Annotated in this window: 16 protein-coding genes; all 16 read right to left on the bottom strand. The window is 37.0% G+C overall.

Annotated elements, in window-relative coordinates; all coding sequences use genetic code 11:
• Nucleotide 1: 1 nt before the first annotated feature.
• On the bottom strand, nt 2-1,459 hold the full coding sequence (locus tag HYG86_RS01950) for a complex I subunit 5 family protein (protein WP_246451859.1): 1,458 nt from the start codon (nt 1,457-1,459) through the stop codon (nt 2-4).
• Between the two features lie 17 nt (nt 1,460-1,476).
• Nucleotides 1,477-1,848, bottom strand: coding sequence for a sodium:proton antiporter (locus HYG86_RS01955; protein WP_246451861.1), 372 nt, complete (start codon nt 1,846-1,848; stop codon nt 1,477-1,479).
• Nucleotides 1,845-2,279 carry an MnhB domain-containing protein gene (locus HYG86_RS01960; RefSeq protein ID WP_213167288.1) on the bottom strand — a complete coding sequence of 145 codons (435 nt, stop codon included), beginning with the start codon at nt 2,277-2,279 and terminating at the stop codon, nt 1,845-1,847. Before HYG86_RS01960 ends, HYG86_RS01955 begins: the two co-directional genes overlap by 4 nt.
• Nucleotides 2,266-2,583 carry a hydrogen gas-evolving membrane-bound hydrogenase subunit E gene (mbhE, locus tag HYG86_RS01965; RefSeq protein WP_213167289.1) on the bottom strand — a complete coding sequence of 106 codons (318 nt, stop codon included), beginning with the start codon at nt 2,581-2,583 and terminating at the stop codon, nt 2,266-2,268. The genes HYG86_RS01960 and mbhE overlap by 14 nt, the downstream gene beginning before the upstream one ends.
• Nucleotides 2,580-2,822 carry a hydrogenase subunit MbhD domain-containing protein gene (locus tag HYG86_RS01970; RefSeq protein ID WP_213167290.1) on the bottom strand — a complete coding sequence of 81 codons (243 nt, stop codon included), beginning with the start codon at nt 2,820-2,822 and terminating at the stop codon, nt 2,580-2,582. The genes mbhE and HYG86_RS01970 overlap by 4 nt, the downstream gene beginning before the upstream one ends.
• A gap of 4 nt (nt 2,823-2,826) precedes the next feature.
• Nucleotides 2,827-3,138, bottom strand: a complete 312-nt coding sequence (mnhG, locus tag HYG86_RS01975; protein WP_213167291.1) for a monovalent cation/H(+) antiporter subunit G — start codon at nt 3,136-3,138, stop codon at nt 2,827-2,829.
• Nucleotides 3,139-3,151: 13 nt separating this feature from the next.
• A complete protein-coding gene (locus tag HYG86_RS01980) occupies nt 3,152-3,415 on the bottom strand; it encodes an MrpF/PhaF family protein (RefSeq protein WP_213167292.1) in 264 nt (87 codons plus the stop codon).
• The gene (locus tag HYG86_RS01985) at nt 3,415-3,930 is read right to left on the bottom strand and encodes a Na+/H+ antiporter subunit E (RefSeq protein WP_213167293.1); all 516 of its coding nucleotides are present in this window, start codon (nt 3,928-3,930) and stop codon (nt 3,415-3,417) included. Before HYG86_RS01985 ends, HYG86_RS01980 begins: the two co-directional genes overlap by 1 nt.
• A gap of 113 nt (nt 3,931-4,043) precedes the next feature.
• On the bottom strand, nt 4,044-4,844 hold the full coding sequence (locus HYG86_RS01990; RefSeq protein WP_213167294.1) for an RnfABCDGE type electron transport complex subunit B: 801 nt from the start codon (nt 4,842-4,844) through the stop codon (nt 4,044-4,046).
• Between the two features lie 27 nt (nt 4,845-4,871).
• Nucleotides 4,872-5,447, bottom strand: a complete 576-nt coding sequence (gene rsxA, locus HYG86_RS01995; protein WP_213167295.1) for an electron transport complex subunit RsxA — start codon at nt 5,445-5,447, stop codon at nt 4,872-4,874.
• Nucleotides 5,448-5,462: 15 nt separating this feature from the next.
• Nucleotides 5,463-6,017 (bottom strand): electron transport complex subunit RsxE, encoded by a 555-nt coding sequence (rsxE, locus tag HYG86_RS02000; RefSeq protein WP_213167296.1) that lies wholly within the window; start codon nt 6,015-6,017, stop codon nt 5,463-5,465.
• Between the two features lie 13 nt (nt 6,018-6,030).
• Nucleotides 6,031-7,437, bottom strand: coding sequence for an FMN-binding protein (locus HYG86_RS02005; RefSeq protein WP_213167297.1), 1,407 nt, complete (start codon nt 7,435-7,437; stop codon nt 6,031-6,033).
• Nucleotides 7,437-8,411 (bottom strand): RnfABCDGE type electron transport complex subunit D, encoded by a 975-nt coding sequence (locus tag HYG86_RS02010; protein ID WP_213167298.1) that lies wholly within the window; start codon nt 8,409-8,411, stop codon nt 7,437-7,439. Before HYG86_RS02010 ends, HYG86_RS02005 begins: the two co-directional genes overlap by 1 nt.
• 19 nt (nt 8,412-8,430) lie before the next feature.
• Nucleotides 8,431-9,720, bottom strand: a complete 1,290-nt coding sequence (gene rsxC / locus HYG86_RS02015) for an electron transport complex subunit RsxC (protein WP_213167299.1) — start codon at nt 9,718-9,720, stop codon at nt 8,431-8,433.
• A 139-nt stretch (nt 9,721-9,859) separates the two neighbouring features.
• The gene (gene aspA, locus HYG86_RS02020) at nt 9,860-11,272 is read right to left on the bottom strand and encodes an aspartate ammonia-lyase (protein ID WP_213167300.1); all 1,413 of its coding nucleotides are present in this window, start codon (nt 11,270-11,272) and stop codon (nt 9,860-9,862) included.
• A 124-nt stretch (nt 11,273-11,396) separates the two neighbouring features.
• Nucleotides 11,397-12,017, bottom strand: coding sequence for a redox-sensing transcriptional repressor Rex (locus HYG86_RS02025; RefSeq protein ID WP_213167301.1), 621 nt, complete (start codon nt 12,015-12,017; stop codon nt 11,397-11,399).
• Nucleotides 12,018-12,358: the final 341 nt, after the last annotated feature.

A 12,358-nucleotide genomic window follows, 5' to 3' on the forward strand; every position in this document is an offset into this window, starting at 1 on the left:
ATCAATTAGCTGCTAATAAGATCTCTGCAGCTTTTTGCACCAAACTAAATAGATTCCCAGGTATGATTCCAAAAACTACAGTTCCTAGTCCTAGTATGATCATTGGAACAAGCATAGCTCTGGGAATATCGTCTTTTGTAAAGGTTCCGTAGTTTTGACCAAAAAAGGCCTTGATAACTATGGGCAGATAATAAACAGCGTTAAGTAAACTACTGATTATAATTACTAGTGCATAAAAAGGTTTTTGTGCATCAATGGCCCCCAACACTAAATAATACTTACTTATAAACCCACTAAACCCTGGTAGCCCAACCATAGACAATGCCCCTATACTGAAGAGAATCATTGTTATTGGCATTTTTAGACCAATACCTTCTAAGTCTGATATTTTTCTTATACCTGTTTTATAGATAATTGCTCCTGCTGTTAAGAACAGAAGTGATTTCATAAGTGCATGATTTACAATGTGTAAAATTCCACCTGCCACTGCAAAGTGGTTAACTAAAGCAATTCCTAAAAATATATATCCTATTTGCGCAACAGAGGAAAATGCTAGCATCCTTTTTATGTCCTCTTGAGCTATTGCAAACAAAGATCCAGCAAATATTGCCAAGGTTGATAACGCCAAAATAATTTCTGCTATTGGTATCATTGTAAATATCTCAATACCGTATACATTGTATATAATGCGAAGTAAAACTATGGCATAAACCTTTACTACAACACCCGATAAAATTGCACTTGAGGGTGTTGGTGCAGATGAGTGAGCATCTGGTAGCCATACGTGTAGTGGAAATAGCGCAGATTTAACTCCAAAACCCACTATTAGTAAGGCTAAAGAAACAACAATATTTAAAGGAAAGTTACTAACTGCATTGGGTAGCTCAGCTGCAATAAAGTTAAGGTTAAAGTGACCAGTGACCATGTAGACTAGGGCGATTGCTAATAAAACAAGCCCAGAACCCAATGTACTTAAAAGAAGGTATTTCAAACTGGCTTCCACACATACTTTGTTAGACTTAACGGCAATGATTCCACATGCAGTAATTGTAGTTATTTCAGTAAAAACAAATATATTAAAAAAGTCATTTGACAAACTTAAGCCACTCATGGCACCTATTAGTAATATAAAAAGGGTATAGTACCAAGGCTCAAGCTCTTTTTCGATTTCATGGGCTAAATCTTTTTGTGCATATATTAACACAAGTAAAGAAATCAAGTTTATCACCATTAGCATGAATATGGATAAATAATCAACTGAAAGTTCGATGCCCCATGGCGGTTCCCAACCCCCTAAATGGTAGTAGTACATACCATTTTTATTCACATACCATAAAGTGATAAATGTTAGTAAGGAATTTATTAGCACAACAAATCTTACTAGGGGACCGATTATTTGTGGCTTTATTTTACCTAGTAAAGGTATTACAAAGGCGGTTAGTAGACATAGTACAATCATAAGGACAGGTAAATGTATCATTCTTCTTGGCTCCTTATTCTCATAATCTCATCAGCGTCTAATGTGCCGTAGTATTTGTACAGTTTCATTATTAAACTTAAAGAAAATGCAGTTAAGCTTACACCTACTACAAGTCCTGTAAGGATCAAGGCTGATGGCAATGGATTTATAAAGGTTTTTGGTGTCCCGTCTACTATGGGGGCACTTCTATCATTTATATATCCTATGGCTACGAAAAAAAGGAATATGGCTGTCTCCATTATGTTCATTCCAATAACTTTTTTGATTAGGTTTGAATGTGTAAGCATTGTATGAAACCCTATCAAAAAGAGTACAATGGCTGCAAAGTAATAGTAGTTTTTACCAAGAGCATTTATTAGATCAATCATATCTTTTTCTCCTCTAGCAAGTGATAAAATAACGTAACGATGGTACTTGCTACTTTTATACCTATGGCTAAGGTAATGGGAAATATTATGCCCCCACTTAGTAGTTTTCCTGTTTCACCGAGACCTGGAAAGAGATTGTTGCTTAGAAAGTTGCCACCCCTCAACATTGTCAAGAGACCTATGGAAATAAAAACTATCCCTCCTGCACTTTCTAAAACCTTAGCGTGATTTCTTGGAAATCGTTCAATACCTTTTTTAACTCCATATGCCAAAGAATATAGTATTAGACTGCTACCTAGTATTGTTCCGCCAGCAAATCCGCCACCTGGGGATAAGTGACCATTCATTATGATGAATATACCGTATACTTGGATAAAAGGAATCATTATTTTAACAACTGTTTGTAGGACAACATTGTTAGTGTTTTTCATCTTTTTTGATCACATCCTTTTTCTCACCGGCTTTTACATGGGCTCCTAGTACAGTTAGCACACTGGCAATTCCAGTGAAAAGTACAGTGGTTTCTCCAATGGTATCAAATGCTCTATAGTCAGTTATTATGGCCGCAATAATATTTTGTACATTTGTATCTTCTATAACATTTTCAGTAAATCTTTCACTTACCATATTATTAGATGGGTTGTCTGCTGCTCCGAATTCAGGCATTTCACTGACCATCATTACTAAAACTGTTCCTATGACCAGTAGGATTATTGTTGATAATATATATCTCAATCCTCTCGCCTCCTTGTCTTACTAATTACTACCATCATAAGTAAAGTAGTAACACCAGCACCCATGGCAGCTTCAGTTAAAGCAATATCTGGTGCATCTAGTTGTTGCCAAACGATGGCCATAAGCAAACTATATGCAGCAAAAACTATAACTGCACTTAAAAGGTCTTTAATTCGTGAAACTGCAATGGCACAGACTATTAAAAATGTTAATAATAAAAAATGAAGTACAGGTAACATACCCTTATTCCCCCTGCCCTCTGTTAGTTTTTTCGATGAAATCCTTCTTATACTGGGCCTTAGCTATAACGTGGGCCGCAGTAGGGTTTGTAATCCATATAAACACTATAATTATCATAAGTTTTGCCGCCACAAATGGTTTGTCAATGTTATACAAAGCTAAAGCCAGTAAACCTAGACCTGCTCCAAGAGTGTCACCTTTAGTTGTTGCATGCATCCTTGTATAAGTATCAGGTAGTCTAATAAGACCGATGGTGCCAACTGCAAAAAAGAAAACACTAAAAAACAGTAATATTGTAACTATGATATTTAACATAGATTGGCACCTCCTAGTCTATATTTTCAGTGTCTATATATTTAGATACACCGATTGTCATGATAAAACTAATAAGAGCGTAAACTACAGCTACATCAATGAAAAAAGTTTCGTTAAATACAAGGGATATAAGTGAGATTATAACCAGTGCTTTTGTACCAATTATATTTATTGAAATAACCCTATCGATGGCTCTAGGCCCTATTATTGCTCTATATAAACAAACAAAAACCAGTAACATAAGTGCTATGGATGTACCAATAAAAATATTGTCCATTACTGTCCACCATCCAATACCCTAATTTTTTCCTTAGCGTTCCAGTTTTGTACATCTTGGGAATTTTCTTCCGTTAGATAATGAACCACGAAAATATCCTCGTCCACATCAATTGTCAAGGTACCTGGAGTTAATGTTATGGAGTTTGCTAACAAAGTTCTAGCTAATGGTGATTTTAGGTTAGTTTTAAATGTTACAATACCTGGGCTAATAGGCATTTTAGGTGATAATACAATCATTGCAACTTGGATATTGGCTATGATCATATCCTTTATCAGTATAAATAAAACTGAAGTAAGGACTGTTATCTTTTCCACAAATGACTGCCTACCGAAAAAATGAAAATCGTTGAGAAAATCCCTGTTAAATAGTTCTATCAAATACGCTACGATAACACCTGCTACTACATGCTGAACATCTATGGTCTCTGACGCTATAATCCAAAAACCAAATAAAAACAAAAATAAGACCAGTGGTGTTTTGCCTTTCAAAGTATCACCTCTTTTAGTTACCATTGGATTTTATTCCATTATAACATCATTTCATTTTTTTTGTTAGTTATATTATTAAATGCCATTTTAAAGCGCCTAGCTTTTACAAGCAGGCGCTTTAAAATGTTAAAGTTTATCTATTGAACTTTCTCTATGGCATTTGTTGGACACTCAGCCACACATTTCTCACAACTAATACATTTTGTATTGTCAATGACCGCTAAATTGTTCTCAATTGTTATACAATCAACTGGGCAAACTTTAGCACACTTTCTACAACCTATACATCCTACTTTACATACCTTCATGACAACTGCACCTTTGTCTTGTGAGTTACAAAGTACATGAACATCACTACCTTGCGGTACCATGCCAATAACATCCTTTGGACACTCTATAACGCATTTTTGACAGCTAGTACACAACTCTTCGTCAATAGAAGGTAAGCCTTTTTCGTTCATTGTAATGGCGTCAAAGGGACATTCCCTAACACATGTGCCTAAGCCTAGACACCCGTATTTACATGCCTTTTGTCCACCGTCTATCAGCATTGCAGATTTACAGTCTTTTACTCCATCGTACTTAAACTTATCTTTAGCTAGTTCATGGGTTCCATTGCATTTGACTCTAGCTACCATTTTAACACTGGAGTCACTTTCCTCTTTTTCTTCACCCATAATTTCAGAAATTTTATCTGCTATTTTTTGTCTACCTACAGGACAACCATTTATAGGTGCCTTGCCAGAAACAACTGCCTCTGCAAAACCACCACAGCCTGGGTAACCACAGGCTCCACAGTTGGCACCGGGTAGCACTTCATTTATTTGATCTATACGCGGATCATTTTCTACAGCGAATGCTTGAGAGGCGAACGCCAGGACGCCTCCAAAAACTGCTCCGATCCCACCTATTGCTAATATAGGATATAGCATTTCCATTTGATACACCCCCTTATAGTTTGACTACTAGAATACGAATCCTGTAAAAACTAGTGCTAGAATTGCAGCTGAAATAAGTGCTGCTGGTACCCCTTGGAAGTATTTGTTTCCTCCGGATAATTCAAGTCTTTCTCTAATTCCAGCTAATAACAATAGTGCCAATGTAAACCCTAGGGCAGCTCCTACTGCATGAACTATAGTCTCAATTAAGTTAAATCCGTTTGTGATATTTAGTATAGCAAGTCCTAGTACCGCACAGTTAGTGGTGATTAGTGGCAAGAAAATACCTAGTGCTTGGTATAATGTCGGACTAGTTTTCTTAATAGCCATTTCAACAAATTGTACTAATGAAGCTATTACTAAAATAAACGCCAATGTTTGAAGATACTCAATCTCCATTGGTTTAAGAATAAATTTTTGGATAAACCATGTGATTATAGACGCAACAGTCATTACAAATGTTACTGCCATACCCATACCTATAGACGTCTCAATTTTCTTTGAAACTCCTAAGAAAGGGCATATACCCAAAAATTGTCTTAGCACGAAGTTGTTAACAAAAATCGCTGTAAACAAAATGGTAAATAAACTTGATAAATTCATTTTTATCCCCCTTTCCTAGCCTCTTTTTAAATACTTTATAGTTACAAAGTTAATCAGCGCTAAAAGTAAACCTAGGGTTAAAAATGCTCCTGGTGGCATACCGAAAATCATCAGTGAACCACTAAGTGATTGTCTTACAGCACCTAAAACCGTTAAGCTCAATGTAAAACCTAAACCCATTCCCAGGGCATCAAATATAGATGGAAGCACTGCCTCTTTTGAAGCAAAAGCTTCAGCTCTACCAAGTATTACACAGTTAACCACAATTAGAGGAATGAATATACCTAAGTTTTCAAACAAACTGTAGGCAAATGCTTGCATAAGCATCTCAACTATGGTAACAAAAGTTGCAATGATAATTATATAACTTGGGATACGTACTTCACTAGGAATTAGTTTCTTAACTAATGAAACCAATATGTTAGAACAAAGAAGTACGAAAGTTGTTGCCATACCCATACCAAAACCGTTAAAAGCACTGGTTGTAACAGCAAGAGTAGGACATAGACCTAAAAGCAAACGAAATACAGGGTTCTCTTTAAATAAACCTTTAGTGAATTCTTGTATCATGTTGCACCTCCTACTATTGCCCAGCTAAGGCATTTTTAATGGCATCTACTATACCTTTACTTGTAAATGTAGCACCTGTAGATGTATCTACATCTAGGGACTCACTACCAACTAATTTTTCTGTCATAGCTTTTTTTGCTGTTGAAGCATATTCTGGGGTCTCATCTGCCATTGATACATAGTTGATGTCAGTTATTACACCATCTTGTACAGTTACTTCTACAGTTATTGGTCCCATAAATCCTTCAGCAGTACCAGTATAAGAACCATTTGGTATGGCACTTAGATCGATAATGGGCTCTCCTCTTAGAGCATTTTCCACAGCTGCTAATACACCTTTACTTGTAAATGTTGCAGTGGTAGTTGTATCAACATCTAATGTGTTACTATCCACAAGTCTTTCTTTTATACGGTTAATACCAATTGAAGCATAGTCTGCAGAGTCGTCATGGGAAATAACTTCTAGTTCAGTAATCACACCATCAATTACAACAACTTCCACAACTATTTGACTCTTGAATCCTTCTCCTTCACCACGATACCTACCATTTGCCACTTCACTTAGTACAACTGGCTCTAGTGGTTCTTCTTGGTCTCCACCGAAGAATTCTGAAACAGCGTTACGTACAGCATCCATGATACCCATTGATGTTGCAGTTGCACCGGATACAGCGTCTACTTCAATAGATTGCTCTTCGATAATTCTGTCAGGAAGGTTTGCGAATGCTGGATCTGAATATCCTGGAGATTCACTGTGGTTTAAAACTTCAATCTCAGTTAGCTCTCCGCCAGCAATTGTAATTCTAACGTCTATGTTTCCACCAAAGCCTCTACCTGTTCCTTCATAAGTTCCATCTGGAACTAATGCAAAGTCGATGGTAGTGATAAGACCTAACTCTCTAGCTATTACGTTAAGGGCACCATTAACACCTGAGATAACACCCATAGTAGATGATGTTGCTCCTGAGATAATGTCCACATCTTCTCCCGCAGCAATTGGGTCATCAAAACCTAAACCTAGGAATTGTTCTAAATAGCTGTTAGTGAAAGCTTGGTCACCTAGGCCAGGGGTTTCACTGTGACCTAGTACTTTAACTCCAGTAATTTGAAGTTCTTCGTTCATACCCACTAGCATTTTAATAGGTTGAGTGCCGTAACCTTTAGCGTTGACCTCAACTGCATAGCCTGCTAATTCTTCACCTTTATATGCCTCATAGTATAAAACTAATTCTTCATCTTCTTCATGGTAAATGGGATCAAATCTATCGGCATCTACAACATCACTAAGGGCCTCTTGTAGCCTTTGGGCATTACCTTCTTCGATTATAGGAAGAGTTATATTGTTAACAACAGATAAAAGACCAGTTGCCAAGGCTGCCACTAAAGCAAGGGTTATAATTAAACGTATAGTTTTATTCATTATTTCTTCACCTCCCCAAATGTGCGAGGAACAGTAAATCTATCAAAAATTGGTGTTAAAGCATTCATGAATAAAATTGCATATGTTGCTCCTTCAGGTAGTTGTGCATAGTATCTAATAAGAATCAGCACTAAACCACAACCTATACCGTAGTACAATCTACCTTTTTTAGTTGTAGGAGATGTAACATAGCATGTTGCCATATATACTGCAGCTAAAAGTGCAGTACCTGAAAACCATTGGAATAATACTTCATGTCCGGCAGCTTGTAAAAAGTCTGCGTTGATACCTTGTGTAATACCTACATGGAATACACTCATAACAGCCATAGCACCTAAGAACCCACCTGGAATTCTCCAGTCGATATGACCTTTAGCTAGTAAATAGATACCACCTATAATAATTGCCAAAGCTGAAGTTTCACCCAAACTTCCTGGAACGTTACCTACAAATAGTTGTCTTAGTGTAAAGTCCACTTGACCTGGAGCAAGGGCTGTAGCGCTAGTTACTGCATCTACTCCCGTGGTAATCCATCTGCCAGTCATCATTACTGGGAAGGAAGCAACTAGGAAAGCACGACCTACTAAAGCAGGGTTAAAGGGGTTTTTACCTAACCCTCCAAAAACGTGCTTAGCTATTAAAATAGCCACACCACTACCTAGAACAGCTAACCAAAGATAGCCATCTTGTACTAATGCAGGAGGTAAACTTAAACCTAATAAAACACCTGTAACAGCAGCTGAGCCATCACCTAAAAAGTCTCTTACTTTAAATGTTCTATGAAGAACAACCCACTCAAAGAATAAAGCGGCAAAAGTACTTGCAAATAAAATATAAAATGCTGCCATGCCATAAAATATTGTAGCAGCTATCATAGCTGGAATTAATGCAACAACCACATCCCACATGATATAATCAATGGTTCTTGGACTTTTAATGTGGGGGGATGGGCCTACAACAAAATTATTATTCATTTATTGGTCCCTCCTTTAACTATTTTTTTGCTCTTTTGGAGTTTATCTCCCATTTACCTTGTCTTATTAAGTGTACAAGGGGGATCCTTGATGGACATACAAAGGAACAACATCCACACTCAATACAATTAAACAAGTGATACTCTTGAGCATCATCGTGCATACTTTTTCTTGAATATGCAGCTAGGTAGTTAGGCATTAAGTACATTGGACATGCATCTACACAACGCGCACATTTTATACAAGTTTTTTCTTCTACTAATTCTACTTCATCCTCTGTAAGAACTAGGATTCCAGAAGTCCCTTTTGTAACGATTTCATCTAAGTTTGCAACAGCACGTCCCATCATCGGACCACCTGAAATAATCTTAGCAGCATTTTCTTTTAAACCACCACATTGCTCAAGAACTTCTTTAAAAGTAGTTCCTACTTTAACTAACAGGTTCTTTGGCTCTACTACACCTTTACCAGTTATGGTAACTCCTCTTTCAAAAAGAGGCTTGTCTTCTTTGATGGCTTCATAAATTGCTGCTGCTGTGTAAACATTATTTACTAATGCGCCAACATCAACAGGTAGACCTCCAACAGGTACTTCTTTGTCTAAAATTGCCTTAATAAGTTGTTTTTCTCCACCTTGTGGATACTTAACTTCTAATGTAGCAACCTCAATGTTATCATAAGCTTCTGATGCTTTACGTAGTGCTTCAATGGCGTCTGGTTTGTTTAATTCAATACCAATATAGCCTTTTTGGGCACCAGTAGCTTTAAGTAGAGCCCTTAAGCCATAAACAATCTTTTCCGGCTGTTCAATCATTATTCTGTGATCAATTGTTAAATAAGGCTCACACTCTGCTCCGTTTAAAAGGATTGTATCAAATTTTTTCCCTTCGGGAGCAGAAAGTTTTACATGGGTTGGGAATGCTGCTCCACCCATACCAACAAGACCTGCTTCTTTTACTATACTTCTGATCTCTTCTGGTGTTAGGCTGTCAATATCCCTAACGTTTTTCACCTCAAACTTACTGTTTTGCTCACCTTCAATGACAATGTGCTTCTCAGTGACTTCTACTACTTTACCAGTGATGCTTGAATGGATAGGTGCTGAAACAAACTTGTCACTTTCAGCAATTTTTTGCCCAACTACAACATCTTGTCCTTTTTCAACTATTGGTTGACAAGGTGCTCCGATGTGTTGTTGTAAAGGAAGCGTTACTTTTTTGGGTTCACCCATTACTTCAATTGCTTTCCCTTGAGAAAGTTCTTTGTTGTACAGTGGGTGTATACCGCCTTTAAAGCTTCTCTTTTCCAAAAATATCACCCCTTTATTAAATATGGTTTTTATAAAAATTTGTATCTACCTGAATAAATACAAAATTCTGGCGGTGAAAGAATTAACTTACACATTTAAATTCAGTACAAAGAGGCGGTAATAGCAACCGCCTCAGAATTTATTCCAACAATTCCTTGCCAGCAATACCAGGTTTTGTCATTTCATAAGGATTTAAAATAGTATTTAACTCCTCCTCTGACAATATGCCTCTTTCTATGACTATCTCTCTAACAGATCTTCCAGTTGCCAGTGCTTCTTTAGCTACCTGCGAGGCGGTCTCATAGCCCACATGGGGGTTTATCGCTGTAACAATTCCTATACTTTGCTGTACTAGCTCTTGACACCTTTCAACATTTGCTGTGATTCCTTTTACACATTTTTCTGCGAAAACTGTTACCACATTTCTTAGGATATCTAGTGATTGTAATAAATTAAAAGTAAGAACAGGTTCCATAACGTTTAGTTCTAGTTGTCCAGCCTCCGAGGCTAAACATATGGTATGGTCATTGCCTATGATTTGAAATGACACTTGATTTACTACCTCTGCCATAACTGGGTTAACTTTTCCAGGCATTATGGATGATCCTGGTTGCATACTGGGTAAGTTTATTTCGTTAAAACCACATTTAGGCCCAGATGCTAGTAATCGCAGGTCATTGGCTATTTTAGACAAATTAACTGCACAAATTTTTAAATTTGCAGAAATGGCCACGTATGTGTCTGTGTTTTGGGTTGCATCTACTAAGTTCTCAGCACCGTATAAATCAAATCCTGTGTTTTCTTTGAGCTTTTGTACAACTGTTTCGATATACTCAGGGTCTGCATTTAAACCAGTACCCACTGCAGTGGCTCCCATATTTATTTCAAGTAAGCCATCAAGGGAATGTTTTATACGTTTTACATCTCTACCTATAAGGCGGGCATATGCGCCGAATTCTTGTCCAAGTCTTATGGGCACTGCATCTTGGAGATGAGTCCTCCCCATTTTTAGCACTCCATTGAACTCTTCTTCTTTCAAAGATAAGGCATCAACTAAATTGTTTAAAGCGCCTAGCACTCCATCTGCTAAAGAAAGTGATGCAAGTCTAATGGCAGTGGGAAATACATCGTTTGTTGATTGAGCCATGTTAACATGGGTGTTTGGCGAAACTAACAAATAGTCTCCTCTTTTGCCACCTAAAATCTCTATAGCTCTGTTTGCAATAACTTCGTTGGCGTTCATGTTAAATGATGTACCTGCACCACCTTGGATAGCGTCTACAACAAAGAACTCATGAAACTGACCAGCTAGAATTTCATCGCATGCAGTAACTATAGCGTCGCATGTTTTTTGATTTAGCCTACCTACTTCAAAATTAGCTTGAGCTGCAGCCTTTTTGACATGTGCGAGAGCCAATATTAAAGATTTATGGGGCGGATAGCCAGTGATTTGGAAGTTTTCCATTGCTCGCATAGTCTGAATTCCATAATAAACTTCTTCGTTTAATTCCTTTTCTCCTAACAAATCCCTTTCACAACGATAGGATGCCAATTTTTTTTGCCTCCTTAGATAATAATCATCATAATGATTATTTTATTACTGAAATCAAAATATTAATTTCAGTAATATTATTCTATTTCCAACATCGAATTCCTGCTTTTTAACATAAATGTAATTATAAATAATATGCTAAGGCTTGAAGCTCTGTTGTAACATCGGAGTTTTGAACTTTTACATCCATAGGACCTTGTATAAGAGCAGGTGCAAAATTTAGTATAACTTTTATTCCAGAATTAATCAACTGGTCTGCTACGTTTTGTGCAGCTTGTGCAGGTACGGTAATTATTCCCATTTTTATTTTTTTCTCTTTGACTACGGCGGGCAGTTCTTCCATTGACTTAACTTCTAGACTCCCGAATTTTTCACCAATTTTAGATGGGTGTCCATCAAAAAGGGCTACTATTCTCGTGTTTGCACTTTGGTAACGGTTATACTGACATAGTGCAACACCTAGATTACCCATACCCACTAAGGCGATGGGTATCTCTTTGTCAAGGCCTAGTATACCAGTAAGCTTTTCAGAAAGCTCAATAACCCTATAGCCCATACCTTTGACACCAAAATCACCAAAAATCGATAGATCTTTACGGATTTGAGCAGGGTTTAGGTTTAGGTCCTCACCCATTTGCTGGGAAGAAATGGTTTCGATGTCCCTTTCTACCAATTGCTGTAAGTATCTTAAGTAAACTGGGAGTCGTTTTATAACTACGTCTGGAATCTTATGAAATTTAGTCATATTTTTTCCTCCTATATCTTTTTTAGAGTAAAATAATTTTAAGTAATCCTTTTGTAATAGTACCACATTTCACGTAATCTTGTAAATAATTTCTTATTTTTAGTACCTTTTGTATAATAAATTAGCGGTTAGAAATAGTTCTATAGACTAATGGCTAATGGCTTATTATGTGTGTTTTTTAAATTGCTACAGAAACGTCGTTCTTCTGCTACATGCTGGGTCTAAAAGCAGAGCCTTCTTTAACTACATGCTGGGTCTATTTTTTTTATTAGTTTTAGGGTAGTTATACGATGCTTGCTATTTGATTTTCTTATTTAAGTGTACGGTAATAAGGAGTGTAA

The sequence above is a fragment of the Alkalicella caledoniensis genome (assembly GCF_014467015.1).
Lineage (GTDB): Bacteria > Bacillota > Proteinivoracia > Proteinivoracales > Proteinivoracaceae > Alkalicella > Alkalicella caledoniensis.

What these genes read in the sequence shown, in the direction of transcription:
- HYG86_RS01950 (WP_246451859.1), bottom strand. Translation starts at nt 1,459, where the DNA reads ATGATTGTACTATGTCTACTAACCGCCTTTGTAATACCTTTACTAGGT.
- rsxE (WP_213167296.1), bottom strand. Translation starts at nt 6,017, where the DNA reads ATGATACAAGAATTCACTAAAGGTTTATTTAAAGAGAACCCTGTATTT.
- HYG86_RS02025 (WP_213167301.1), bottom strand. Translation starts at nt 12,017, where the DNA reads ATGACTAAATTTCATAAGATTCCAGACGTAGTTATAAAACGACTCCCA.
- HYG86_RS01980 (WP_213167292.1), bottom strand. Translation starts at nt 3,415, where the DNA reads ATGGACAATATTTTTATTGGTACATCCATAGCACTTATGTTACTGGTT.
- HYG86_RS01985 (WP_213167293.1), bottom strand. Translation starts at nt 3,930, where the DNA reads ATGGTAACTAAAAGAGGTGATACTTTGAAAGGCAAAACACCACTGGTC.
- HYG86_RS01970 (WP_213167290.1), bottom strand. Translation starts at nt 2,822, where the DNA reads ATGTTACCTGTACTTCATTTTTTATTATTAACATTTTTAATAGTCTGT.
- HYG86_RS01990 (WP_213167294.1), bottom strand. Translation starts at nt 4,844, where the DNA reads ATGGAAATGCTATATCCTATATTAGCAATAGGTGGGATCGGAGCAGTT.
- HYG86_RS01960 (WP_213167288.1), bottom strand. Translation starts at nt 2,279, where the DNA reads ATGAAAAACACTAACAATGTTGTCCTACAAACAGTTGTTAAAATAATG.
- HYG86_RS02005 (WP_213167297.1), bottom strand. Translation starts at nt 7,437, where the DNA reads ATGAATAAAACTATACGTTTAATTATAACCCTTGCTTTAGTGGCAGCC.
- mnhG (WP_213167291.1), bottom strand. Translation starts at nt 3,138, where the DNA reads ATGTTAAATATCATAGTTACAATATTACTGTTTTTTAGTGTTTTCTTT.
- HYG86_RS02010 (WP_213167298.1), bottom strand. Translation starts at nt 8,411, where the DNA reads ATGAATAATAATTTTGTTGTAGGCCCATCCCCCCACATTAAAAGTCCA.
- HYG86_RS01955 (WP_246451861.1), bottom strand. Translation starts at nt 1,848, where the DNA reads ATGATTGATCTAATAAATGCTCTTGGTAAAAACTACTATTACTTTGCA.
- rsxA (WP_213167295.1), bottom strand. Translation starts at nt 5,447, where the DNA reads ATGAATTTATCAAGTTTATTTACCATTTTGTTTACAGCGATTTTTGTT.